Origin of the sequence: Streptomyces sp. 5-10 (assembly GCF_014712245.1) — a bacterium.
GTDB classification, from domain to species: Bacteria; Actinomycetota; Actinomycetes; order Streptomycetales; family Streptomycetaceae; genus Streptomyces; species Streptomyces violaceusniger.
The window spans coordinates 1-24,261 of the sequence record NZ_JACVYG010000051.1; the positions used below are offsets into that span (position 1 = coordinate 1).

Below are 24,261 nucleotides of genomic sequence, written 5' to 3' on the forward strand. Positions count from 1 at the left end.
CCGGACCGGGGCGGCGCGGGGCCGGACCGGGCGCCGGTCTAGCCGAGCCCGGCGCCCAGGAGGATGCCGCCGTCCACCACCAGCGTCTGGCCGGTGACCCACGCCGACTGGTCGGAGGTGAGGAACGCGGCCGCGCCCCCGATGTCCTCCGGCACGCCGAGCCGCTTCAGCGGATAGGCCGCGGCGGCCTCCTCCTCCCGTCCCTCGTACAGGGCGGTGGCGAACTTGGTCTTCACCACCGCCGGCGATATGGCGTTGACCCGCACCCGCGGGGCGAACTCCTGGGCGAGCTGCACCGTGAGGTTGATCATGGCGGCCTTGCTGACGCCGTACGCCGCGATGAACGGCGAGGACGACATTCCGGCGAGCGAGGCGATGTTGACGATCGTGCCGCCGTTCTCCCGCTGCCAGGCCTTCCAGGTCCGCTGGGCGAAGCCCAGCGCCGAGACGACATTGGTCTCGAAGACCTTGCGGATCACATCGAGGTCGAGATCGGCGATGGGCGAGTAGACCGGGTTGGTGCCGGCGTTGTTCACCAGGTGGTCGACGCGTCCGAACGCCTCCATCGCCCGCTCGACGGCGGCCGCCTGGTGCGCCTGGTCATGGGCCTTCCCGGCGACGTAGACCGCGCGGTCGGCCCCGAGCCGCTCCACGGCCTCCTTGAGCGCGTCCTCGTTGCGCCCGGTGATGCACACCTTGTCGCCACGGGCCACCATCGCCTCGGCGATGGCGTAGCCGATCCCCCGGCTCGCCCCGGTGATGAGCGCGGCCTTGCCGCTGTCCTGTATCTGCGCGGTCATGTGGTGCGTGACTCCTGATCAGTTGAGCGGGCCGCCGGCCACGTACAGGACCTGGCCGGAGACGAAACCGGCCGCCTCGCCGGTGAAGAAGGCGATCGCGTTGGCGATGTCGGCGGGCTCCCCGACGCGCTGGACCGGGATCTGGCTCGCGGCCGCCTTCTGGAAGTCCTCGAAGCCCATGCCGACGCGCTCGGCGGTCGCGGCGGTCATGTCGGTGGCGATGAAGCCGGGCGCCACGGCGTTGGCGGTGACCCCGAACTTGCCGAGCTCGATGGCGAGGGTCTTGGTGAAGCCCTGCATGCCGGCCTTGGCCGCGGAGTAGTTGACCTGGCCGCGGTTGCCCAGCGCCGAGCTGCTGGAGAGGTTGACGATCCGGCCGAAGCCCGCGTCCACCATGTGCTTCTGGCAGGCGCGCGACATCAGGAACGCGCCGCGCAGATGCACGTTCAGCACGGTGTCCCAGTCGGACTCGCTCATCTTGAACAGCAGGTTGTCGCGGAGCACACCCGCGTTGTTGACCAGGATCGTCGGCGCGCCGAGCTCCTCGGCGACGCGCGCGACGGCGGCCTCGACCTGTTCGGCGTCCGACACATCGCAGCCCACGGCGATGGCCTTGCCGCCCGCCTCGGTGATCTTCTCCACGGTGGCCGCACAGGCCCCCTCGTCGAGGTCGAGCACGGCGACGACGCGGCCCTCCTCGGCCAGGCGCACGGCGGTCGCCGCGCCGATGCCGCGGGCCGCGCCGGTCACGATGGCAACGCGCTGCTCGGTGGTGGACATGCGGGTTCTCCCTCGCATCGATGGCGGCTCACGGTCCCGGCCCCGGGAGTGAGCAACCGCTTAGTCTCTCCTGCGCACGAGACGCTATGAGGCCCGCCACCGCCTGTCAACGACCGCCCTTATGTACTCGCTCACCTCCGCGTGCTGTGAGCCGGATGCGTCATCGCACCAGCAGGTCGAGCAACCGCTCGACCTCCGCCTCCGCGTCCGCCGTCAGCCCCGTGTGCACCGGCCCCGGCTGGACGACCGTGGAGCGCGGCGCCACGAGCCAGCGGAAGCGCCTCCCCGCGTCCTCCCCGGCCGCCTGACCGGCCCGCTCCCCCCCGCCGCAGACGCACTCCACCGCGCGCAGCGCGGCCCGTACCGCGGGCACGTCCGCTTCAGGGTCCAGGGCGCGCAGCCGGTCCTCGTCCAGATGGACCCGGGCCGCCACGAAGGACGTGGCGCGGCAGTAGACGACCACGCCCGCGTTGATCTGCTCGCCCCGCTCGACCCGGGGGACGACCCGCAGCACGGCGTATTCGAAGACATCCCGGCCGTTGTGGAACCCGCTCACTGCGACGCCTTTCCGTCGACCCACACCCGCAGCCACTCCGGGGCCTTGGACGGGGCCTTGGACGGGGCCTTGGACGGCCCCTCACCGGTGCGCTCCCCGAGCGTGATCCTCTGCTCCACCGTGGCCGCCCGCTCCAGCAGCACCTCGACATAGGCGCGGCGCACCGCGTCCGGGCCGTCGAAGCCCGGCTCGTCGGTCAGCCATTCGTCGGGGACGTCCGCCACCACCTCGGTGAGCAGCTCCTCGGTGATCCGCGGCGCCAGGGCCCGGCCGGCCGCGGCGATGTCCGGCGCGAACGGCGCGAGGACGTGGTCGGAGGCGTCGTACGCCTTGGTGGCGGCCTTGTCCAGCCCGCGCCAGCCGTGGTGCCAGATCATCGTGGCGCCGTGGTCGATGAGCCACAACTGTCCGTGCCAGACCAGCATGTTGGGGTTGCGCCAGGAGCGGTCCACATTGCCGATGAGCGCGTCGAACCACACGACCCGCCCGGCCTCCTCCGCGCCCACCTCGAAGGCGAGCGGGTCGAAGCCGAGCGACCCGGGGAGGTAGTCCATGCCGAGGTTGAGCCCGCCACTGGCCTTGAGCAGCTCCTGCACCTCCTGGTCCGGTTCGCTCAGACCGATCACCGGGTCCAGCTGGATCCGCACCAGATCCGGCACCCGCAGCCCCAGCCGGCGGCCCAGCTGACCGCAGACGACCTCGGCGACGAGGGTCTTGCGGCCCTGCCCGGCGCCGGTGAACTTCATGACGTAGGTGCCCAGATCGTCGGCCTCGACGATGCCCGGCAGCGATCCGCCCTCACGCAAGGGCGTGACATAGCGGATCGCGGTGACTTCGGTCAACATTTTCTCAGGCTATCGGACTTACTGACCTTGCAATCCTGCTGGTGAACGGGCCGGGCCGGGCGACGTCGAGCGCCCGAAGGCGCGGCGCATCCCGGTGGACCGCCGCCCCTGGGCCCGCTCGCGGGCCCAGGGGCCCGTCACGTGGGGTTCGTCATGAAGGCCGGGAACACGTCGGAGCCGCGCCGCTCCGGCGGGCCGACTCGGCGATCCGATCGGCCGCCGCCGGCTGCTCTTGCTGATCACCCGCTGATCGAGGGGCGCGAGCTCGGCTGGCCGTTCTAACCAGCCTGTACGTCCTGACCTTGCTGCTCGTCGGGCTCCTGCCCACACACTCCCAGCAGGCCCAGGAGTGAACCCCGGCCCGCCCCAGAAGCCCAAGGCGTGTGGTGTGATCGCCGTCACTGGGACGAGGGGCGCCGAGCGGACAGGGCCGTGTCGTGGAACTTTCCCTACGTGACCGGATACGGGCCGGTGACCCGGCGGCGTTCGCCGAGCTGTTCGGCGCGCATGCCCGAGCCGTGTACAGCCACGCCGCCCGGCTGACCGGAGACCGGGGCGCAGCGGAGGACGTGGTGTCCCTGACCTTCCTGGAGGCATGGCGGCTGCGGGAGAAGCTGAGACCCGATGCCGCACCCCTCGAAGGAGAGGCCGAGGGCGACGGGCTGCGGCCCTGGCTCTACGGCATCGCCGGCAACGTCCTGCGCAACACCCGCCGGGCCGCTCGCCGCCACAGCGCCGCACTCGCCCGGCTCCCGGACCGCCCGGCCGTCCACGAGACCGTGCCCGACTTCGCGGATGAACTCGTCGGCCGCATGGAGACCGCCGACCGGCTCGCCGCCGCCCGCACCGCGCTCGGCCGGCTCCGCAGGTCCGAGCGGGAGGTGTTCGCGCTGTGCGTCTGGTCGGGGCTGAGTTACGCGGCGGCGGGCGAGGCCCTGGGCGTACCGGCCAGCACTGTACGGTCGCGGCTCGCCCGGGCCAGGCAGCGCCTGCGGCGCTTGGCGGAGGCGGAGTTGGCCCGGCGCGCGACCGGCGGGCGGCCACCCGGCGGCCGGGGCGGCCCAGGTGCCCCCGGACCGGCGGGGATCCCACTCAATCCGGAAAAGCCGAGACTCGTCCCTCGCACCGGACAGGTACCGGGTGGCCGCCCCCAAGCGGCCCGGTCGACACAGGAGAAGCACCGATGAACCCCGAAGAGCGCGAAGCACTGGCCAGGCTGCTGCCGAGCCCGGGTGAACCGATCCTGCGGAACGACCGCCATGACCTGCTGCAGGAGCATCTGATGCGAGAGTTCACCCAGGAAGCACGGGAAGTACGGGACGCACTGGAAGCACGGGACGCGCTGGAAGCACGGGACGCACGGCGGACCCGCGAGGCGGCCACGGCGCCCGGGGCGCGCGGGCCCGCCCCCCGTCGCCGGTTCGCCCTGATCGCCGTGCCCCTCGCCACGGCCACAGCGGTCACCGCCGCGATCGTCATCGGCACCGCCGGATCCGAGCCTCCCGCTCCCGATCGAGAGGCGGTCGACCTTCTGAACCGCATTGCCACGGTCGCCGCCGAGAAGAAGCCCGTGCCCGTCCGCGACGACCAGTACGTCTGCGTCAGCACCCAGGGCTCCCAGGAGATCGAGGGCGCCGGAGCGGACGGCGGGACCCAGACCTTCCGCCGCTCGGACTGGACCGCCGTCAACGGCAAGCGCCCAGGGCTGGCCCGGATCACCAGGCTGTCGGGTCCGCCCCTGCCGGGGCATGACGCCCCCAAGGGCACCCCGGAGGACATGACGCTCTCCGCCGATCCGAACGTCACCACGTACCGCGAGCTGGAGGCACTGCCCACCGACCCCGAAGCGCTGCTCAAGAAGGTCTACGCCGATACGGGGGACGAGGGCTCGGTCAACCGGGGTCAGGCGCTGGAGCGGATCGGTGAGATGCTCGCCGACGCGACGCTCCTGCCCGAGGTGAACGCCGCGCTCTACCGAGCCGCGGCGAAGATCCCGGGCGTCTCGGTGGTCGAGAACGCCAAGGACTTCGCGGGCCGCCCCGGCATCGGCCTGAGCTTCGAGGACCGGGACGACCGCGACACATGGGTCTTCGACAAGAAGTCCCTCCACTACCTGGGCTCGGACGAGGTGGCCCTGCTCGGCGTCGGAGTCGTGGACGAGGTCGGTCAGACACCGGGCGGCTGAGGGGCGTAGCGGCTCGGCCCCGGGCGGGCCGGGCACGGGTTCAGGACCGGGCGGTCAGGCGGAGCGTGGTGGCGCGGGCCTGCTCGGCGACCATGGGCTCGACGTAACCGCTGTAGCGGCCGTACTTGACCCGGTAGGCGCCGTCCACGCGGTCGTTGACCGCCGCGTCGTCCACGGGGGTGAAGGTGACATCGGCTTCTACCCCGCCGGCGCTGATGTGCCCGGCCCGGTGGGTGCGGGCGGTGTTCCACCAGGTGCCGGCCGTGCCGCGCCAGGAGCGGATGTACAGGTCGTCGCCGTCGCGTACGACCCAGATGGTGGTCGGCTCGCGCAGCGTTCCGTCGCCGCGGCGGGGCGCGATGCGCAGCTCGTCGGCGTCGGCGATCCGCTCCAGCGCCTCAGGACTCCAGGTGGCCATGGGCGCTCTCCTTCCTGTGGGGGTGTGTACAGGCTCTGCTCCGACACCACTCCCATGAAGTTACGGGAGGCGGCGGCGTTCCGCGCGGCGGCGGGGGCGCGGCGGCGAGGGTGGCGAGGGCCTTCGGGCGAGGTCGGGGCCGGTGTCAGTCCGTGGGCGGAGCGGCGGCGTACTCGTCGTCCGTGACGGGGGTCAGCCAGTGCACGACGTCGTGGTCGGCATCGGCTTCGTTGATGGCCAGGTGGACCATCAGCCGGTTCGGCGCGGCGCCGTGCCAGTGCTCCTCGTCGGCCTCGAACAGGACGCGGTCGCCGGGGCGGATGACCTCGATGGGTCCACCGCGGCGCTGGCACAGGCCGATCCCCTCGGTGACGAAGACGGTCTGGCCCAGCGGATGGCGGTGCCAGTGGGTGCGGGCCCCGGGCATGAAGTGCACCAGGGCGGCGCTGACCCGGGACGGGGCAGGGGCCGCGGCGACGGCGTCGATGTAGACCTCGCCGGTGAACCAGTCGGCGGGCCCCTTGACGGTGTTGATCGAACTTCGGGTGATCTGCACGGTCGTTTCCTTCTCCGGTAGGTGTCGGGCTCGCGTCAGGGCTTGAGGAGGGTCTTGATGGCGCGGCGTTCGTCCATGGCCCGGTAGCCCTCGGCGACCTGGTCCAGGGGCAGGGTGAGGTCGAAGACCTTGCCCGGGTCGATCCGTCCGGTCAGCACGCGCTCGATCAGGTCGGGCAGGTACCGGCGCACGGGGGCGGGCCCGCCGCGCAGGCCGACGTGGGAGAAGAACAGCTCCCGGCCGTCGACGGCCACCTCGTGCGGGACGCCGACGAAGCCGACGCCGCCGCCGGGCCGGGCCGAGTGCAGCGCCTGCCGCATGGCCTGGGCGGTGCCCACGCACTCCAGGACCGAGTCCGCGCCGATCCCGTTCGTCAGCTCCTTGATCCGGGCCACGCCCTCCTCGCCGCGCTCCGTGACGATGTCGGTGGCGCCGAACTCGCGGGCGAGCTTCTGCCGGGGCTCGTGGCGGGACATGACGATGATCCGCTCCGCGCCCATCTCCTTGGCCGCGATCACCGCGCACAGGCCGACCGCGCCGTCGCCGACGACGACGGCGGTGGAGCCGGGCCTGACCTCGGCGGCCTCGGCGGCCCACCAGCCGGTGCCCATGACGTCGGAGACGGCCAGCAGGCCGGGCCAGAACTTCTCGTCGGGCGTCCCGTCGGTGGCGACCAGGGTGCCCTGGGCGTTGGGGATGCGTACGTACTCGGCCTGGCAGGTGCTCATGAACTCACGGTTCAGACAGCTCGACGGGAAGCCGTTGCGGCAGTTCGCGCAGGTGTTGTCCGAGGTGGCGAACGAACCGACGACGAACTGGCCCGGCTCGACCGCGGTGACCTCGGCTCCTACCTCTTCCACGAAGCCGACGTACTCGTGCCCCATGGGATGCGCCTGCTCGGTCGGCTCCGCGCCGCGATACGGCCACAGGTCCGATCCGCACACGCAGGTGACGGCGGTGCGGATGACCGCGTCGGTCGGCTTGAGGATCTTCGCGTCGTCCACGGTCTCGAAACGCATGTCGCCGGGGGCGTGAATCACTGCTCCACGCATGAAATGAGGCTCCTTGCCTGCTGAGGCCTCCGGTACCGGGGTGCACCGGACGCCGCTGTGTGATGGCGGTCCCGGCGCGGCGACGAAGCCGCGGCCCGGGACCGAGCGCCGTGCCTGCCCGCTCCCACGGGCCGGCGTCGAGCGCCACGTCCCCCAGGAGAACCCCATCTCGCGCGGGCAACGAGTCACCAGTGAGGGGTGTACTGCTGGTACATCGCTCCGGTGGCGTGCGCGTCGTACGGTCGGAGGCATGGACCACCGTGAGGAGGCCCGCGAGTTCCTGACCTCGCGGCGAGCGAAGATCACCCCGGAGCGGGCCGGCCTGCCCGCCGGGTCCCGGCGGCGCGTGCCGGGGCTGCGCAGGAGCGAGGTCGCCGCGCTGGCCGACATGAGCGTCGAGTACTACGCGAAACTGGAGCGCGGCAACCTCGCCGGCGTCTCCCCGGCCGTCCTCGAAGCCGTCGCCCGCGCGCTGCAGCTGGACGACGCCGAACGCGCCCATCTCCTGCACCTGGCCCAGGCCGCCGACGGCTCCGACGCCCTCACCCGCCCCCGGCGCCGCACCACCCGGCAGTCGACCTTGCACCGCAGCCTGCAATGGACCCTGGACGCGATCACGGCGGGGCCCGCGGTCGTGACCAACGGCCGGATGGACATCCTGGCCGCCAACCCCCTCGCCCGCGCCTTCTACACCGATCTCTTCGCCAACGCGGACAACCAGCGGAACCTGGCCCGCTTCAACTTCCTCGACCCGGCCTCCCGCCGGTTCTACCCCGACTGGGAGCTGTTCGGGGACATGGCGGTGGCCATCCTGCGCCGCGAGGCCGGCCGTGACGCCCACGACAAGGATCTGCAGGACCTCGTCGGGGAGCTGTCCACCCGCAGCGAGGACTTCCGCACCCGCTGGGGCGCCCACGACGTGCGACGCCACGGGACCGGCACCAAGCGGTTCCGCCACCCCGCGGTCGGCGACCTCACCCTCGCCTACGAGGCCCTGGACCTGGCCGCCGAGCCCGGGCTCCACATGACCATCTACACCGCCGAACCCGGCTCCCCCTCGGAAGAGGGACTGCGCCTCCTCGCCTCCTGGGCCGCCACCGAAGACGTCAGCCCGCCGGCCCGGCACCCCATGGGCTGAAGCCACCGCCTCACCGGGTCACCGCGCCACCATCGGGTAGTCCCCGATAGCCATCCGATCACTCCCGTCGTACCATTTCAGACCGAGGCCAAGCGGACATTACGGGCAGACCGAACGGTCCGCGAGCGGACACACCGCCGGTCGGAGTGCCCGGGCAGCCGCGCCTCACACCTGCCGCGACGCGACTGAGGAGAGGGAAACGGGGTACCCGGCAGGGCACCGAGCACGATCGGAAGGGAAGGGCAGACGGCATGGGCGTACGCACATGGATCGCCTCCTGGCCGGTCTACCGCCAGCTCACGGGGACGGACCCGCTGGGCCGCGGGGCCGCCGCCACGAGCGCCGGTGCGCGGCCCACCGCCCGGACCGCCTCGGCGGACCGGGTGGTGAAGTCCGTCTGCCCGTACTGCGCGGTGGGCTGCGGCCAGAACGTGTACGTCGAGGACGACCGCGTCACCCAGATCGAGGGCGACCCCGACTCCCCCGTCTCCCGCGGCCGGCTGTGCCCCAAGGGCTCGGCCAGCCTCCAGCTCACCACCGGCGGCGCCCGCGAGCACCACGTGCTCTACCGGCGCCCGCACGGCACCGCGTGGGAGCGCCTGGACCTCGACACGGCCATGGACATGATCGCCGACCGGGTGCTCGAGGCGCGCCGGGCGGGCTGGCAGTGGGAGGTCGACGAGACCCGCACCCGGCGCACGCTCGGCTTCGCCAGCCTGGGCGGGGCCACGCTCGACAACGAAGAGAACTACCTGATCAAGAAGCTGTTCACCGCCCTGGGAGCCGTGCAGATCGAGAACCAGGCGCGGGTTTGACACTCCTCCACCGTTCCCGGTCTGGGAACCTCGTTCGGCCGCGGCGGCGCGACCACCTTCCAGCAGGACCTCCAGAACTCCGACTGCATCGTCATCCAGGGCTCGAACATGGCCGAGTGCCATCCGGTCGGGTTCCAGTGGGTGATGGAGGCCAAGGCCCGTGGCGCGAAGGTGATCCACGTCGACCCGCGCTTCACCCGCACCAGCGCGCTGGCCGATCTGCACGTGCCGCTGCGCGCGGGCTCGGACATCGCCTTCCTCGGCGGGATCATCAACCACGTCCTGCGGAACGACGCGTACTTCCGCGACTACGTCGTGGCGTACACCAACGGCCCCGTCGTGCTGCGCGAGGACTTCCGCGACACCGAGGACCTCGACGGCGTCTTCTCCGGCCTCGACCCCGAAACCCGCGCCTACGACAACGGCAGCTGGAGTTACGAGGGCATGGAGGTGCAGTCGGCCTCCGGTGAGCGCGACCAGGAGTACGCCAAGCGCACCGGCCGCGGACGGACGGTGACCGAGGCCGCGCGCGGTGAGGCGCACGGCGCCGGTGGCGCCGAGGTCGGCGAGGGCGAACCCGAGCGGGACGAGACGCTCAGCCATCCGCGCTGCGTCTTCCAGGTCCTCAAGCGGCACTACGCCCGCTACACGCCCGAGGTGGTGGAGCGGATCTGCGGCGTCCCGCGGGACCTCTTCCACCAGGTGTGCGAGCTCGTCACGGAGAACTCCGGACGCGACCGCACCACCGCCTTCGCCTACGCGGTCGGGTGGACCCAGCACACGGTGGGCGTGCAGTACATCCGCGCGGCCTCCGTCCTGCAGAGCCTGCTCGGCAACATCGGCCGGCCCGGCGGCGGCATCCTCGCCCTGCGGGGACACGCCTCCATCCAGGGCTCGACGGACATCCCCACCCTGTTCAACCTGCTGCCCGGCTACATCCCGATGCCGCACGCCCACCAGAGGCAGGACCTGGACACCTTCGTCCAGGTCGAGGCGGCCCGCAAGGGCTACTGGGGGAACATGCGGTCCTATCTGGTCAGCCTGCTCAAGGCCTACTGGGGCGAGGCCGCGCGGCCGGAGAACGACTTCTGCTTCGACTACCTGCCCCGGCTGACCGGCTCCCACTCCACCTACGAGACGGTCATGGCCCAGCTGGAGGGGGTCTGCAAGGGCTACTTCCTGATGGGCGAGAACCCCGCCGTGGGCTCGGCCAACACCAAGATGCAGCGGCTGGGCATGGCCAACCTGGACTGGCTGGTGGTCCGCGACTTCTCCCTCATCGAGTCCGCCACCTGGTGGAAGGACGGCCCGGAGATCGAGACCGGCGAGCTGCGCACCGAGGACATCGCCACCGAGGTGTTCTTCCTGCCGGCCGCCGCGCACACCGAGAAGGACGGCAGCTTCACCAACACCCAGCGGCTGCTGCAGTGGCACCACCAGGCCGTCGAACCGCCCGGCGAGGCGCGCAGCGACCTGTGGTTCATGTACCACCTGGGCCGCAGGATCCGGGCGAAGCTGGCCGGGTCGGCCGATCCGATGGACCGGCCGGTGCTCGACCTGACCTGGGACTACCCCACCAGGGGCGAGCACGCCGAACCGGAGGCGGAGGCGGTCCTCGCCGAGATCAACGGCCACGACGCCGAGGGCGCCCCGCTCTCGTCGTACGAGCAGCTGGCCGGGGACGGCTCCACGTCCTGCGGCTGCTGGATCTACTGCGGCGTCTACGCCGACGGCGTCAACCAGGCCGCCCGCCGCGAGCCCGGCACCCGGCAGAACTGGGTGGCGGCCGAGTGGGGCTGGGCCTGGCCCGCCAACCGCCGCATCCTGTACAACCGGGCCTCGGCCGACCCGGACGGCAGGCCGTGGAGCGAACGCAAGGCCCTGGTGTGGTGGGACGAGGAGCGGGCCCGGTGGTCCGGCCATGACGTGCCCGACTTCCCGCCCGGCAAGGCGCCTTCGTACCGGCCGCCGCCGGACGCGACGGCCGGGGCGGCGCTGTCGGGCACCGACCCGTTCATCATGCAGGCCGACGGAAAGGCGTGGCTGTACGTGCCGTCCGGCCTCACCGACGGCCCCTTGCCCACCCACTACGAGCCGCAGGACTCGCCCTTCCCCAACCTGCTGTACGGCCAGTGGCGCAACCCGGTACGGCACCTGATGCCGTCACGCCCGGACAACCGCTACCAGCCCGGCGGCGGCGAACCCGGCTCGGAGGTGTTCCCGTTCGTCGCCACCACCTACCGGCTCACCGAACACCACACCGCGGGCGGCATGTCCCGCTGGCAGCCCTACCTGGCGGAGCTCCAGCCCGAGTTCTTCTGCGAGGTCTCCCCCGAACTCGCCGCCGAGCGCGGCCTCGAGCACACCGGCTGGGCGACGATCGTCAGCGCCCGCGGGGTGATCGAGGCGCGGGTCCTGGTCACCGACCGGGTACCGCCCCTGACCGTGCACGGGCGCACCCTGCACCAGGTCGGCCTGCCGTACCACTGGGGGCCGAACGGCTACAGCACGGGGGACGCGGCCAACGAGTTGCTGCACATGTCCCTCGACCCCAACACCCACATCCAGGAGACCAAGGCGTTCGCCGTCGACATCCGGCTGGGCCGCCGGCCCAGGGGCCCGGCCGCCGTGGAGCTGGTGCGGGCCTACCGGACGCGGGCGGGCATCGACGACCGCACCGGTACGGAACTGTGAGCCACCCCCGGGGTTCACCAGAGGGCGGTCTCACCTCAGGACGAGGGAGTGCTCCCCCTTCGGGACCAGTTCTCCCACCACCGGCGCTCCGGGCACCTCCCCCGCCACGAGCAGCCCACCGGAGGTCTGGGCGTCGGCCAGGAGCAGCCTGGTCCCGGGGTCGGTGTCCCCGAAGTCGGTGAACGGCGCCACCCACTCCAGGTTCCGCCGGGTGCCGCCGCTGACGTACCCGTCCCGGACCGCCTCCCGCGCGCCGTCCAGGTACGGCACGGCGGCGGTGTCGACCACCGCGGTCACCGCCGAGGCCCGCGCCAGCTTGTGCAGATGGCCGAGGAGGCCGAAGCCGGTGATGTCGGTGGCGCAGGTGGCACCGGCCTCCAGGGCCGCGGCCGACGCGTCCCGGTTGAGCGCCACCATCGTGGCCACCGCCTGCTCGAACCGTTCGCCGGTGGCCTTGTGGCGGTTGTTCAGCACCCCCAGCCCGAGGGGCTTGGTCAGTGACAGCGGCATGCCCGGCCGGCCGGCGTCGTTGCGCAGCAGGCGCGCCGGATCGGCGAGGCCGGTGACGGCCATGCCGTACTTGGGCTCGGGATCGTCCACGCTGTGGCCACCGCCCACGTGGCAGCCCGCCTCGGCGGCGATGTCGAGCCCGCCGCGCAGCACCTCGCGGGCCAGGTCGAACGGCAGCACATCGCGCGGCCAGGCCAGGAGGTTGACGGCGAGCACCGGGCGGCCGCCCATCGCGTACACGTCCGACAGGGCGTTGGCCGCGGCGATGCGCCCCCAGTCGTACGGGTCGTCCACGACGGGTGTGAAGAAGTCCGCGGTGGACACCACCGCCCGGGCCGGGCCGCCGGCCGGGGCGGGCAGGGCGACCACGGCGGCGTCGTCCCCGGTGGCCAGCCCGACGAGCAGCGGGCTGTCGCTCGCGGCCGTCGTCGGCCCGGCCAGTCCGCTGAGCACGTCCTCCAGCTCACCGGGCGGAATCTTGCAGGCGCAGCCGCCGCCGTGGGCGAACTGCGTGAGCCGTACGGGCGTTTCGCGGGTCGTGGTCATGCCGGTCCTCTCGGTCGATGGTGGTCGGCGGCGGGTAGCCTTGAGCGGGCGAGGGAGGCGTGTGGGTGCCTGGTGGCCCTCCCGGTCTTCAAAACCGAGGTGCCCGAGGATCTCGGGCAGGCGGGTTCGATTCCCGTCCGCCTCCGCTCTCCGTACCGGCCCGGCAGCGACGGTGCTGGTCGTCCACGCGTTCGGTGAGCCCCTGGGCATCGAGGTACTCCAGCAGCGGTACGGCCACCCGGCGTGTCGTGTCGAGGGCCCGGCGCGCCTGGCTGAGCGTGAACGGCTGTGGGAGTTCGCGGAGCACGGCCGCGGCCCGGGCGTCCGCGCCCGGAAGCAGCAGGATGCCGTCGCCGACCCGCAGCAGCGCGCCCGCAGCGACGGCGGCGGCCACCGTCCTGCGCGTCAGCCCCAGTTCGGTCAGCCGGTCGGCCTCGGGGGCGCGGAACGGCGCCCGCAGCAGGTCTCGCCGCACGTCGTCCACGGCCGCCTGGACGGGCGGCGGCAGGGTGGGCCGGGCGTCCGCGCCGCCGTACAGCCGCCCCTGGTCGCCGTGCACCTTCTCCGAGGTCTCGGCGAGGGCGTCGACCAGGGACCGGTCGGGCAGGCCGAGCAGGCGGCGGGCCGCCTCCGGGGGCAGGCCGGGCTCCAGCGGGTGACGCGCCGCATGGCGTTCGACCTCGGCCTCCAGGCGGTCCCGCAGCGCCGCCCAGTGGGCCGCGTCGGCCAGCCAGTCCCCGGCCACCGGCGCGGTGGGGGCGGGCAGCCCCATGGCCGCCAGCTCCGAGCGGCGGACGAGTCCGCGCCGCCGCAGTTCCGCCGCGCCGTCGGGCGCGCCGGTCAGGTCCGCCAGCTCGGCCGCCCTCGCCCGGGCCGCCCCGCGCCGGGTCAGCCGGGGCGGCCGTACGTCCAGGACGGTCACCCCGCACGGCGGGCGCCGCCCGCCCGGTTCCCGCAGGACCGCCCGGTCGCCCACCCGCAGCGGCAGCTCCCGGGGCAGGGTCAGCCTGGCCGTGTCCTCGCCCAGCGGGCGGACGGTCACCGGCACCGCGGCGGTGCCGATGTGGAGGGTGACCGTCCGGGGCAGGTCCCGGGCCGGCGCGCCGCGGACCCGGACGTCGATCAGGCCGGTGAGCAGCCAGCGGCCCGGCGTCAGCAGCACCTGGCCCCGGCCCAGCACACCGTCGGGCGCGCCGTGCACATTGACCGCCACCCGCGCCACGCCGCTGACCGCGGACCGGTCCTCCCGCAGGCACTGCAGCCCGCGCACCCGCAGCGCGGTCCTGCCGTCCCCCGCCACCAGCCGGTCGCCTGCGCGCAGGGTGCCCGCCCCCAGGGTGCCGGTGACGACCGTGCCCTGGCCGCGCACGGTGAAGGCGCGGTCCAGCCACAGCCGTACGTCCGCACCGGCGGGCGGAACGGGCAGCGAGCGGCCCAACCGGGCCAGTTTCCGGCGCAGTTCGGCAAGCCCCGCGCCGGTCACCGCGCTCACGGCGACGGACGGCACGGTGCCGAGGGACGTGGCCGCCATGCGCTCGACGGCGTCCGCCCGTACGGGCTCGGGGTCGGCCAGGTCACCGCGGCTCACCGCGAGCACGGCGTGCCGCACCCCGAGCGCGTCCAGGATCTCCAGGTGCTCCTGCGACTGCGGCTGCCAGCCCTGGTCGGCGGCCACCACGAACAGAACGGCGGGCACGGGCCCGACACCGGCCAGCATGGTGGCGACGAAGCGCTCGTGTCCGGGCACGTCCACGAAGGCGATGTGCTCGCCGCCGGGGCCGCCGTGTCCGTCCGGGCCTCCCTCCGGGTTTGCGCCCGTGTCTCCGTCCGGTCCCAGGCGGGTCCAGACGAACCCGAGGTCGAGGGTCAGACCGCGGCGCCGCTCCTCCTCGAAACGGTCGGGCTCCATCCCGGTCAGCGCCCGCACCAGCGTCGACTTGCCGTGGTCGACATGCCCGGCGGTGGCCAGTACCCGCATGCCCCGCCCCTACCTTTCCGCGGCCGGATCCACGGTGGCCGGATCCACGGCCGACCGCACGGCATCCGCCAGCCGCTCGTCGTCCTCCCGTGGCACCGCCCGCAGGTCGAGCAGGCACCGGCCCGCCTCCAGCCGCCCCACCACGGGGACCGGGCCGGTCCGCAGGGCCGCGGCGTACCGCTCGGGCAGCGACAGCGCGGCGCTGGGCAGCTCCACCCCGGGGGCGCCGCCACCGCCCACCGACGCGGCGCTCTCGACGGCCCGGGCATCGATGCCGTCGGCGCCCAGGGCGGAGGCGAGCCGCTCGGCACGGTGGAGGAGCCCCGCCGGGTCGACGGCCAGTGCCGCGGCGGTCGGAGTCTCGGGCCCGGTCAGCGTCGCCTCCAACGCGGCCAGGGTCAGCTTGTCCACGCGCAGCGCACGGGCGAGCGGATGCCGGGACACGGTCCGCACCAGCTCCTCCTCCCCGAGCAGCAGTCCGCACTGCGGTCCGCCGAGCAGCTTGTCGCCGCTCGCGGTGACCAGCGACGCTCCGGCCCGGAGCCGGGTCTCGGCGTCGGGCTCGTCCGGCAGCAGCGGATGCGGGGCGAGCAGCCCGGAGCCGATGTCGACGACCACCGGAACGCCGAGCGCCGCCAGTTCCCCGGTCTCCGCGGCGCGGGTGAACCCCGTGACGCGGAAGTTGGAGGGGTGCACCTTCAGCACGAAGGCCGTCTCCGGGCCGATCGCGGCCGCGTAGTCGGCGACGGACGTGCGGTTGGTCGTTCCCACCTCGCGCAGCCGGGCTCCGGTGGACACCAGCAGGTCCGGCAGGCGGAAGCCGTCCCCGATCTCCACCATCTCGCCCCGGCTGATGACGATCTCCTTCCCCGCGGCGAGCGCCGTCGCCACCAGGACCAGCGCCGCCGCGCCGTTGTTCACCACATGCGCGGCGGCGGCCGAGGGCACCCGCTCGCGCAGCGCGGCCAGTGCGGTCCGCCCGCGGCGGGCCCGGACCCCGGTGCGCAGGTCCAGCTCGACGTCCGTCGGCCCGGCGGCCTCCCGCACCGCCCTCCGGGCCGCCGCCGACAGCGACGCCCGGCCGAGGTTGGTGTGCAGCACCACCCCGGTGGCGTTGATGACCGGCCGCAGCCCGCCGGCCGTGCGGGGCAGCAGGGCGACCGCCGTGTCCGCCACCTCGTCCGGCGCGATGTCACCGGCCCGCGCCCGCTCCTGGGCCTGCCGCACCGCCGCCTTCACCGCTCCGGACCCCAGCCGGTGTGCCGCCTCGATCAGCCGTGCGTCACCCAGGACGGCGTCGGTGCGGGGAATCCGCCGCCGTGCGTCGGTGGTGGTGACCCGCTGGTCCATGCGGCCCCTCCCTTCCGCCCGCTCTCGTGGCTGCCCGGGAACGCCCATCGTCTCTCAGTGCCCCGCACCGGCGGCACGACACGCCCGGCGGGCCGAGCGCCGTCCGATCGGCGCGGTGTCGGCGGTCTTCGAGGGCGCGGACCCCGGGGTGCCGGCGCCCGTCGAACCCGCTGTGCGCTTCGGGTTCGGATCGGTGCCCCGGAAGCCCGGCGTCACCGGGTCACCACGACGGTGGAGCTGGACCGGGGCGGCCCTCCGCCCGGTCTCAGCCTGCCCGGTCGTCGCTGAGCCGCACCGCCGCCTCGAGGAGTTGCGCGTGGACGAACGCCTGGGGCAGGTTGCCCCTCAGCTGGCGCTGGCCGACGTCGTACTCCTCGGCGAACAGCCCCGGTGAGCCACAGGCGGCCCGGGTGCGCTCGAACCAGCGGAACGCGGTGACGGGATCCCGCTGGTGGTGGGCGGCGAGCGCCATCATGAAGCCGCACAGCAGGAGGGCTCCCTCCGCCTCGCCCAGGGGCCGGTCGCCGTGGCCGAAGCGGTAGAGGTAGCCGTCCTCGGACAGCCGTTCCGCGATGAACCGGCGGGTGCGTGGCCCGCTGGGGTCGTCCGGGGGGAGGCAGCCGCGGGCGAGCGGCAGCAGCAGGGCGGCCTCCGGCCCGTCGTCGCCCTCGGCGCGGCGCCAGAGGCCCCGGGGGCTCAGACAGCGGCGGCGGGTCTCGCGCAGGATGGTGTCGGCGAGGCCGTCCCAGTCGCGTGCCGCCCGGCCCCCCACCGCGTGGGCCGCGGCGCGCAGACCGGCCACCGCGCACAGGCGGGAATGGGTCCACCAGTGGTTTTCCAGCTCCCACAGCCCCGCGTCCGGACGCGTCCAGTTGCGCTCGACGGCGTCCACGGCCACGTCGAGGGCGCGGCGGGCGTCCGTGTCGAGCCGGTCCAGCCGTGCGGCGGCGGCGTACAGCTGGAGGATCTCGCCGAAGGAATCCAGCTGGAACTGGCGGCCGGCGCGGTTGCCCACCCGGTCGGTGCCGCCCGGATAGCCGGGCAGCGGCAGGGCGCGCTCCCGGGCCACCGGATCCCCGGTGACGGTGTAGGCGGGGCGCAGTTCGCCGCCGTCGGCCAGCAGACGCTCGGTCATGAAGCTCAGGCCCGCGTCCAGGAGGGGATGCGGGCCGTGCGCCGCCACCGCCAGACCGGCGTAGCACTGGTCGCGGATCCATGCGAAGCGGTAGTCGTAGTTGCGCTCGCCGTTGGCGCGCTCCGGGAGCGAGGTGGTGGCGGCGGCCACCATGGCGCCGGAGGCGCTGGTCAGCCCGTGGAGGATGGCGTAGGCGTGCCGGGCGTCGCGCGGGGCGGCCAGCCCGGAGCAGTCGGGTGCGACCCCGGCCCAGTGGCGTTCGGTCGCCCGCCACAGCCGTCCCGGGTCCAGCTCCTCCGCTCCCGCCCGGGTGCCGATCTCCAGGACGAGGTCACGCGCTTCCCCGGCGGCCACCGTGAAGCGCGCCTCCAGCAGGCCCTGCCCGTCGGGGGTGGCGTCGGCCGCTCCGGCGAGGCGCAGGCGCAGTCCGCCGCCCTGGGCGGACCAGGTGCCGTCGTCCTCCAGCCGCAGGCCGGTCATGGGGTGGGTGCCGAAGCCGGGGCGGGCGTCGAGCCTGAGCCTTATGCGGGCGTCGCCGCGCACCGCCCGGATCCGGCGCAGCACGACCAGCCGGTCGGGGGCGGCGGGCCCGGCCAGGGCCTCCCGGCATTCGATCTCGCTGTCCCCGGTGATCCAGCGGCCGACGTGGATGAGGGTGCCTTCCTCGTAGTAGCCGCCCCAGACGTTCCAGTGGTCGTCGGGGCCGAGGACGTACTCCCCCGGTCCGCCGATCAGGGTCGAGAACACCGCGTCGCTGTCCCAGCGGGGCGCGCACAGCCACACCATCTCGCCACGCGGCCCCACCAGGGCGCCGCGCTCGCCGTCCCCGAGGAAGGCGTACTCGCGGAGGGTCCACGGCGACGACGCGTGGGTGGTGGGTGGCGTCGGGCCGCCCTGCCGGTCCGGGGGCGTGTCGTTCATCCTCCTCCTTCTTCCGGGTCCTTCCGCCGGGCTCGCGGTTTCCCGTGCCGCGCGGCCCATGGGGTCTTTTCGTACGGCGGCCCCCGGGTACCCGGCTCAGCCCTGGCAACCACTGGAGGCACGGAAGCGGGAGGTCACGATGGGCAGGAAGCGACACGGTCCCCAGATCGTCGTCGTGACCGGCGCCAGCGCCGGTGTCGGCCGCGCCACGGCTCACGCCTTCGCCGCCCGGGGCGCGACGGTCGCGCTGCTGGCGCGCGGGGCGCGCGGCCTGGAAGCCGCCGCACAGGATGTGCGGGCGGCCGGTGGCCGTCCGCTGCCCATCGGCGTCGACGTGTCCGACGCACAGGCCGTCGACGCGGCGGCCGCGCGGGTGGAGCGGGAGCTGGGACCGATCGACGTGTGGGTGAACGCCGCCTTCGCCACGGTCTTCGCGCCCGTCCAGGAGGTCGAGGCCGAGGAGTTCGACAGGGTCACGCGCGTCACGTACCTGGGATTCGTCCATGGCACACAGGCGGCCCTGCGCCACATGGTGCCCAGGAACCGCGGCACCATCGTGCAGGTGGGCTCCGCCCTCGCCCATCGGGGCGTCCCACTGCAGTCCGCCTATTGCGCGGCCAAGCACGCCATCCAGGGCTTCCACGAATCGCTGCGCTGCGAGCTCCTGCACGACCGCAGCCGGGTGCGGGTCACCATGGTGCACCTGCCGGGCGTCAACACGCCGCAGTTCAGCTGGGTGCTCTCCCGGCTGCCCCGGCACCCCCAACCCATGCCGCCGATCTACCAGCCGGAGGTGGCCGCGCGGGGCATCCTCTACGCCGCCGACCACCCCGGGCGGCGCGAGTACTGGGTGGGCGGCTCCACCGCCGCGACGCTGATCGGGAACAGGTTCGCCCCTGGGCTGATCGACCGGTACCTCGCCCGCACCGGCTACTCCTCCCAGCAGACGGACCGGCCGCGTGACCCGGACCGGCCGACGAACCTCTGGGCCCCCGCCGACAGCGCCGACGGCCGTGACTACGGCTCGCACGGCGCCTTCGACGACCGGACGACGAGCCGCAGCACCCAGCTGTGGGCCTCCCAGCACCGCGGGCTCCTGGCCGCCGTCGGGGCGGCCGCCGGGGCCGTCGGGTGCGCCCTGGCCGTGCGGAGCGCACGGAGCTGACCGGCCCGCCCGGGGCCGCGGTCCACCCGGCCGGTGGCACCGGCCGGGTGGGGTCCGTCAGTCTCTCTCCACCGGGGGCGGGAGCATGTCCAGCTCGGCGGCGAGCAGCCCGGCCTCGAAGCGCGAGCGCGCGTCGAGCCGTTCCATGATGTCCGCGACATGTCTGCGGTAGGTCCGCACGGAGATGGACAGCGCCCGGGCGGCGACCTCGTCGGTGGCTCCGACGCGCAGCATCCCGAGGATCTCGGCGACCAGCCGGGTGCGGCGGCGGTCGCCGAAGTCGGGCCGCGCCGAGAGCGGGGCCGACCTCTTCCAGATGGAGTTGAACAGCGTGTGCAACGCCTGGACGGGCAGGGCCTCCTGGGTGGTGAGGATCTGCGGGCCGGCTTCCGCCCGCAGATTGGCCAGGGCCGTACGGCCGTCCGCCATGACCGCCTCGATCGGATCGAGACGGGCCAGTCTCACCTCCGGCCCGGCGCCGCCGCCGATGGTGTGCAGCAGACGGCGGTCATAGGTGTGGCGGGTGCACAGGACCCGCACCCGGACGTCCGGTTTCGCCTGGTCCAGGAGCATCGGGAGGAGCGACCGCAGCACCTCGCGCTGCGTCCCTTGGGGCAACGCGAGAATGATGGACACATGCTGCCCGGCCCCGCGCACGATCGCCCGGGCGTCCTCGGCCGGGCCGGGATCCCGGCTCCCCGGTGCGGCGGGCGGCCGCGGAGGAGAGCCGATCGGCAGCGGGGCGGCCGCGGGAAGGGGAAGAGCCGTCATTGGGCCTCCTCCAGCTGCGACAGCAGTCCGAGCTCACTGGCCCGTACCCCGGCCTGGAAGCGGGACTCCGCGCCCAGCCCCTCCAGGATCTCCGCGACCCGGCGGCGATAGGTGCGATAGGAGATGCCCATCTTCTGCGCCGCGACCCGGTCCGTGTGCCCGTCCCGCAGATGCCCCAGGACCTGCCGCTGGTCCTCGTGCCGGACCAGCTCCCGCCGCTTCAGGAATTCGGCCAGCGGTATGGCACTTCCCCACGCGCCGAGGAAGAGAGAGCCCAGTGCGCCGATCTCCGCGGATTTGTCGAAAAGCGCCACACTTCCGCCCTTGAGGGCGATCGGCGACCACAGCAACGCGCTGCGGAAGTCGGCCATCGCCACGCCCTGCAGTGGACTCTCGGCAATTCGGACAGCGACGTTCGCCCGCTCGGTGGTCAGCCGTCGCAGCACCTCGACGTCAAAAGCGCGAGAGGGGAAGAGAACCCGGAATTCGACGTCCGGGCGCACCGTCTTCGCCATGGCGTGGAGCGCCGGGCCGAATTCCGACAAACCTCGTCGATCACTGGGAATCGTGACGTTCACACTACTCGTGGCCTGCTCGGCCACGGCCGTGGCGGTGGCCACCAGAAGTTCGGTGTCCAGCCGCTGGATCGCGGCGGCCCGCCGCGTCCCCGTTTCCAGCGGATCGGTCGTCACCGCGTGCGCCAAGGGCGGAACTCCGCCCGTATTTCTTGTCAATGTGGAACCCCCGTGCCACTTCTTACACCCGGACTCAGGCAACTCCGGGAACGTGCCGAGGAGTCTACGTCTCGGTACTTTTCACGCGCTTTCACTTTGCTTACATGCGCGCCACACAGGCCGTTTCGGCTTCGTGGGCGGGGCGTTTTCCGCGCATTCGGGCACGGTGGGGCTCCTGTGGCACTTCAGGAGGGTGTCATGGCCGCTGTCCGCCGGCTACCTGAGCACGCAAGGCCGCTTTGTCCACCTTTCCGCTGCCATTGCGGGGCAGTACGTCGACGTGGTGAACGGCCGTGGGGAGTTTGTACCGGGCCAGCCGTTGCCCGGTGAACGCCCGGATCTCCTCCAGGGTGGCCCGGCCGTCCCCGTCCTGGCACAGCACCGCCACCGGGCTCTCGCCCCACCGCGGATGCTCCACCCCGACCACGGCCGCCTCGCGCACGCCGGGGTACTCGGCCAGATGCCGCTCCAGTTCGGCGGGGTAGATGTTCTCCCCGCCGCTGATGATGACGTCCTTGAGCCGGTCCACGATGAACAGCAGACCGTTCTTGTCGACGCGGCCGATGTCCCCGGACCGGAACCATCCGGCGTCGTCCAGCACCCGCCGGGTCGCCTCCGGGTCGTTCCAGTAGCCCGCGAAGACATTGGGTCCCCGGACATGGATCTCCGCGGCCACCTCCGGTTCGGTGACATCGGCGCCGGTGGCCGGATCGACCAGCCGTATCTCGGTGTGGGGCAGCGGGAATCCGGCCGCGCCGGGGTGGGCGGCCACCAGCTGTGTCGGCAGATGGCTGGCCAGTGGCGCGGTCTCGGTCATCCCCCACGCCTGGTGCAGGGGGATGCCGTGGGCGAGGTAGTCGCGGACCAGGGCGGGGGGCACCGGGGCCCCGCCGACGATCGCGGCGCGCAGCGCGGAGAGGTCGGCGCGCGGGAAACCGGCCGTCGCGGCGATGGCCGCGAACATCGTCGGCACCGCGATGAGATTGGCCACCCGGTGCTCGACCAGGTCCTCCAGGCACTGCTCGGGAGAGAAGGAGCGCCGGATCACCAGGGTGCCGCCGCAGCAGAGGGCGCCCAGGGTGAAGCCGCTGAGCCCGGCGATGTGGAACATGGGCGCGAGCACCAGCGTGGTGTCGCCCAGCCGGGTGCGGATCACGGCGGCGGTGTTGATGTGGTTCCACCACAGATTGCCGTGGGTGAGTACCGCGCCCTTGGGCCGCCCTGTGGTGCCCGAGGTGTACATGATGACCGCGGGGTCGGTGGGCCGGACCGCGACCGGCGGCGCGGCGTCCGCCGCCTCCGGCGTCTCCCCCGGCTCCGCCACCTCCCCCGTCGGCAGCGGTTCCCAGCGCGGGTGCGCCTCGGGAGCGGCGGGGTCGCTGTCGGCGAGCAGGAACCGCTGGACGGGCACGGTGTCCGCGATGCCGTCGATCAGCGGCCGGCCCGCGTCCTCGGCGATGAGGGTGTGCGGGCGGCAGTCGCCGAGGAGGTACGCCACCTCGCTTGCCGCCAGCCGGACGTTGAGCGGCACGAAGACCGCTCCGAGGTGGGCCGCGGCCAGCGCCGCCTCCAGCAGCGCCGGGCCGTTGCGCCCCAGGAAGGCGATCCGGTCGCCCGCGCGCACCCCGCCGCCGGACAGGGCCGCCGCCAGCGATCGCACCCGGGCGGACAGCGTCCCGTAGCTGATCCGGGCGCCCTCGTACACGATGGCGGTGGCATCCCTGGTGGTTCGGGCCCAGTAGTGGACCGCCGCCGCCGAGCCAAGGTTCTGTTCGTTCATCGGTTCCTCTTCGCCGATCGTCGGGTCGCGGTCAGCCGCAGCCGCCCGCGTGCCCCTGGTCCCCGCCCCGGCCCGGCGCCGCGGCGGACGGTGCGGTGTCCGATGGTCCGGTGGCCGACGGTCCGGTGTCCGGACGTCCCGGCGAGGCGCCCGTCACCGACGCGATGAACGGGGCGAGCCGGTCCACACCCCAGAACTTGTGGAAGCCGTGGATGAAGAACGGCACGCCGAACACGCCGTCCGCGTCGACCCGCAGCAGCGCCTCGACCCCGCGTTGCCGCAGTTCGTCGTCGTCCGCGGCGCCGGCCAGGCGGTCCTCGGGCAGCCCCAGTTCGGCGGCCACCTCCGCGATGGTGGCGGGCGCGCAGATGTCCCTGCCCTCCTCCCAGCGGGCCCGGTAGACGCGTTCGATGAACTCCGGGCCCTTCCCCTCGTCCACCGCGGCGAGATGCGCCAGGTGCGGGACCTCCCACACCGGGTCCCGGTCGACCGGCCACGCGGGTTCGAGCCCGCGCTCGGAGCACAGCCGGCGCACGTCCTGGAGGATGTAGAGGTGCTTGGCGCGGGACATGCCGACGTACGGGAAGCCGCCGCCCGCCTTTTCCAGCATCAGCAGGCTGCGGGCGTCCGGTTCCCAGAAGGGCCGCCAGGTGATGGCGTCGGCCACCTCCGGGTGGTCGTCGCGCAGTTGGCGGTGAGCGAGCCAGGAGTACGGGCTGCGCAGCGAGAAGTAGAAGCGGGGCGTACGGTCCCTCCGGGGCATGGCCGGCCTTTCCTCAGATGACGATGCCGCCGTCGATCTGCAGCACGCTTCCGGTCACGTACTCGGCCGAGGCCAGGTACGCGACCATGTCCGCGACCTCTTCGGGGCGTCCGAAGCGCTGCAGCGGGATCTTCTTCGCGGCGTCCGCGCGGGCGCTGTCGGCCAGCGCGGCGGTCATGTCGGTCTCGATGAATCCGGGCGCCACCACGTTGGCGCGGATGCCGTATCTGCCGACCTCCTTGGCCAGCGCCTTGGTGAACCCGATGATCCCGGCCTTGGAGGCCGAGTAGTTGGTCTGGGTGGGGTGTCCGTGGACTCCGGCGACCGAGGAGATGTTCACGATGCAGCCCCGTCGGCGCTTCATCATCTCGAAGACGGCCGCACGGCACACGTGGTAGGTGCCGTCGAGGTTGGTGTCCAGGACCTGGTGCCACTCCTCGTCCTTCATGAGCAGCAGCGGGTTGTCGCGGACGATGCCCGCGGAGGTGACCGTGACGTCGATGGGGCCGAGTTCCTCCTGGACGGCGGCCATGAACCGGCGCACCTCGTCCGCGTCCGAGACATCGGTCCGCAGGGCCATCGCCCGCCGGTCCAGCTCCTGGACCTGCTTCGCCAGCAGTGCGCCGGGCTCCGGATCGGGTGAGGCGTGGCAGAACGCCACGTCGTACCCCTCGCGCGCCAGGCGCAGCACCGTGGCCCGTCCGATGCCGCGCGTACCGCCGGTGACCACGGCCACCCGGTTGTCGGTCTCGGTCATGTCGTCCGCCTC

Annotated in this window: 20 protein-coding genes, 1 tRNA gene and 1 pseudogene; 6 read left to right on the forward strand and 16 right to left on the reverse strand. The window is 73.3% G+C overall.

The annotated features are described in order from the left end of the window. Positions 1–38: 38 nt before the first annotated feature. The 4 genes from IEJ02_RS37975 to IEJ02_RS37990 all read right to left on the reverse strand — a co-directional run bounded on the left by IEJ02_RS37975 (position 39) and on the right by IEJ02_RS37990 (position 2,981). The gene (locus tag IEJ02_RS37975) at positions 39–800 is read right to left on the reverse strand and encodes an SDR family oxidoreductase (protein WP_191068960.1); all 762 of its coding nucleotides are present in this window, start codon (positions 798–800) and stop codon (positions 39–41) included. An 18-nt stretch (positions 801–818) separates the two neighbouring features. Further along, positions 819–1,580, reverse strand: coding sequence for a 3-oxoacyl-ACP reductase FabG (fabG, locus tag IEJ02_RS37980; protein WP_191068961.1), 762 nt, complete (start codon positions 1,578–1,580; stop codon positions 819–821). A gap of 160 nt (positions 1,581–1,740) precedes the next feature. Beyond that, positions 1,741–2,136 carry a DUF3037 domain-containing protein gene (locus tag IEJ02_RS37985; RefSeq protein WP_191068962.1) on the reverse strand — a complete coding sequence of 132 codons (396 nt, stop codon included), beginning with the start codon at positions 2,134–2,136 and terminating at the stop codon, positions 1,741–1,743. Further along, positions 2,133–2,981: a HipA family kinase gene (locus IEJ02_RS37990; RefSeq protein WP_191068963.1), complete on the reverse strand. Its 849-nt coding sequence runs from the start codon at positions 2,979–2,981 to the stop codon at positions 2,133–2,135. The genes IEJ02_RS37985 and IEJ02_RS37990 overlap by 4 nt, the downstream gene beginning before the upstream one ends. Positions 2,982–3,418: 437 nt before the next feature. Between IEJ02_RS37990 and IEJ02_RS37995 the strand changes: the two genes are divergently transcribed. Beyond that, entirely contained in the window at positions 3,419–4,168 is a 750-nt protein-coding gene (locus IEJ02_RS37995; RefSeq protein ID WP_191068964.1) for an RNA polymerase sigma factor, read from the forward strand. Continuing rightward, entirely contained in the window at positions 4,165–5,166 is a 1,002-nt protein-coding gene (locus IEJ02_RS38000) for a CU044_5270 family protein (RefSeq protein WP_191068965.1), read from the forward strand. Before IEJ02_RS37995 ends, IEJ02_RS38000 begins: the two co-directional genes overlap by 4 nt. Positions 5,167–5,206: 40 nt before the next feature. Here the strand turns inward: IEJ02_RS38000 and IEJ02_RS38005 are convergent, their stop codons facing one another. The 3 genes from IEJ02_RS38005 to IEJ02_RS38015 all read right to left on the reverse strand — a co-directional run bounded on the left by IEJ02_RS38005 (position 5,207) and on the right by IEJ02_RS38015 (position 7,192). Next, positions 5,207–5,584: a DUF2255 family protein gene (locus IEJ02_RS38005; RefSeq protein WP_191068966.1), complete on the reverse strand. Its 378-nt coding sequence runs from the start codon at positions 5,582–5,584 to the stop codon at positions 5,207–5,209. A 145-nt stretch (positions 5,585–5,729) separates the two neighbouring features. Next, complete coding sequence (locus IEJ02_RS38010; RefSeq protein ID WP_191068967.1) at positions 5,730–6,140, reverse strand: (R)-mandelonitrile lyase; 411 nt, start codon at positions 6,138–6,140, stop codon at positions 5,730–5,732. A gap of 35 nt (positions 6,141–6,175) precedes the next feature. Next, on the reverse strand, positions 6,176–7,192 hold the full coding sequence (locus IEJ02_RS38015; RefSeq protein ID WP_191068968.1) for a zinc-dependent alcohol dehydrogenase family protein: 1,017 nt from the start codon (positions 7,190–7,192) through the stop codon (positions 6,176–6,178). Between the two features lie 250 nt (positions 7,193–7,442). Between IEJ02_RS38015 and IEJ02_RS38020 the strand changes: the two genes are divergently transcribed. Both IEJ02_RS38020 and fdh read left to right on the forward strand, forming a co-directional pair. Further along, a complete protein-coding gene (locus IEJ02_RS38020; protein ID WP_191068969.1) occupies positions 7,443–8,330 on the forward strand; it encodes a helix-turn-helix transcriptional regulator in 888 nt (295 codons plus the stop codon). Positions 8,331–8,581: 251 nt separating this feature from the next. Then, a complete protein-coding gene (gene fdh, locus IEJ02_RS38030) occupies positions 8,582–11,839 on the forward strand; it encodes a formate dehydrogenase (RefSeq protein WP_223865138.1) in 3,258 nt (1,085 codons plus the stop codon). 30 nt (positions 11,840–11,869) lie between these two features. On the opposite strand, the gene selD is transcribed toward fdh, so the two are convergent. After that, complete coding sequence (gene selD, locus IEJ02_RS38035) at positions 11,870–12,895, reverse strand: selenide, water dikinase SelD (RefSeq protein WP_191068971.1); 1,026 nt, start codon at positions 12,893–12,895, stop codon at positions 11,870–11,872. 53 nt (positions 12,896–12,948) lie between these two features. Here selD and IEJ02_RS38040 point away from each other — a divergent pair. Continuing rightward, positions 12,949–13,041: transfer RNA gene (locus tag IEJ02_RS38040), tRNA-Sec, on the forward strand. 35 nt (positions 13,042–13,076) lie between these two features. On the opposite strand, the pseudogene IEJ02_RS38045 reads toward IEJ02_RS38040, so the two are convergent. The 3 genes and pseudogenes from IEJ02_RS38045 to IEJ02_RS38055 form a co-directional block, all read right to left on the reverse strand. Next, positions 13,077–14,873, reverse strand: a pseudogene (locus IEJ02_RS38045) (SelB domain-containing protein); the annotation flags it as partial. 9 nt (positions 14,874–14,882) lie between these two features. Then, positions 14,883–16,223 (reverse strand): L-seryl-tRNA(Sec) selenium transferase, encoded by a 1,341-nt coding sequence (selA, locus tag IEJ02_RS38050; protein ID WP_191068972.1) that lies wholly within the window; start codon positions 16,221–16,223, stop codon positions 14,883–14,885. Positions 16,224–16,488: 265 nt separating this feature from the next. Continuing rightward, the gene (locus IEJ02_RS38055) at positions 16,489–18,279 is read right to left on the reverse strand and encodes a glycoside hydrolase family 15 protein (protein ID WP_191068973.1); all 1,791 of its coding nucleotides are present in this window, start codon (positions 18,277–18,279) and stop codon (positions 16,489–16,491) included. Positions 18,280–18,418: 139 nt separating this feature from the next. Between IEJ02_RS38055 and IEJ02_RS38060 the strand changes: the two genes are divergently transcribed. Continuing rightward, complete coding sequence (locus IEJ02_RS38060) at positions 18,419–19,444, forward strand: SDR family oxidoreductase (RefSeq protein ID WP_191068974.1); 1,026 nt, start codon at positions 18,419–18,421, stop codon at positions 19,442–19,444. A gap of 57 nt (positions 19,445–19,501) precedes the next feature. Here the strand turns inward: IEJ02_RS38060 and IEJ02_RS38065 are convergent, their stop codons facing one another. From IEJ02_RS38065 to fabG (IEJ02_RS38085), 5 genes are all read right to left on the reverse strand, one after another. Then, positions 19,502–20,215: a helix-turn-helix transcriptional regulator gene (locus IEJ02_RS38065; protein ID WP_191068975.1), complete on the reverse strand. Its 714-nt coding sequence runs from the start codon at positions 20,213–20,215 to the stop codon at positions 19,502–19,504. After that, a complete protein-coding gene (locus IEJ02_RS38070) occupies positions 20,212–20,919 on the reverse strand; it encodes a helix-turn-helix transcriptional regulator (RefSeq protein ID WP_191068976.1) in 708 nt (235 codons plus the stop codon). Before IEJ02_RS38070 ends, IEJ02_RS38065 begins: the two co-directional genes overlap by 4 nt. Before the next feature lie 226 nt (positions 20,920–21,145). Beyond that, complete coding sequence (locus IEJ02_RS38075; RefSeq protein ID WP_191068977.1) at positions 21,146–22,729, reverse strand: class I adenylate-forming enzyme family protein; 1,584 nt, start codon at positions 22,727–22,729, stop codon at positions 21,146–21,148. Between the two features lie 31 nt (positions 22,730–22,760). Then, a complete protein-coding gene (locus IEJ02_RS38080) occupies positions 22,761–23,492 on the reverse strand; it encodes a 2-hydroxychromene-2-carboxylate isomerase (protein WP_191068978.1) in 732 nt (243 codons plus the stop codon). 13 nt (positions 23,493–23,505) lie between these two features. Then, the gene (gene fabG, locus IEJ02_RS38085) at positions 23,506–24,249 is read right to left on the reverse strand and encodes a 3-oxoacyl-[acyl-carrier-protein] reductase (RefSeq protein WP_191068979.1); all 744 of its coding nucleotides are present in this window, start codon (positions 24,247–24,249) and stop codon (positions 23,506–23,508) included. Positions 24,250–24,261 lie beyond the last annotated feature (12 nt).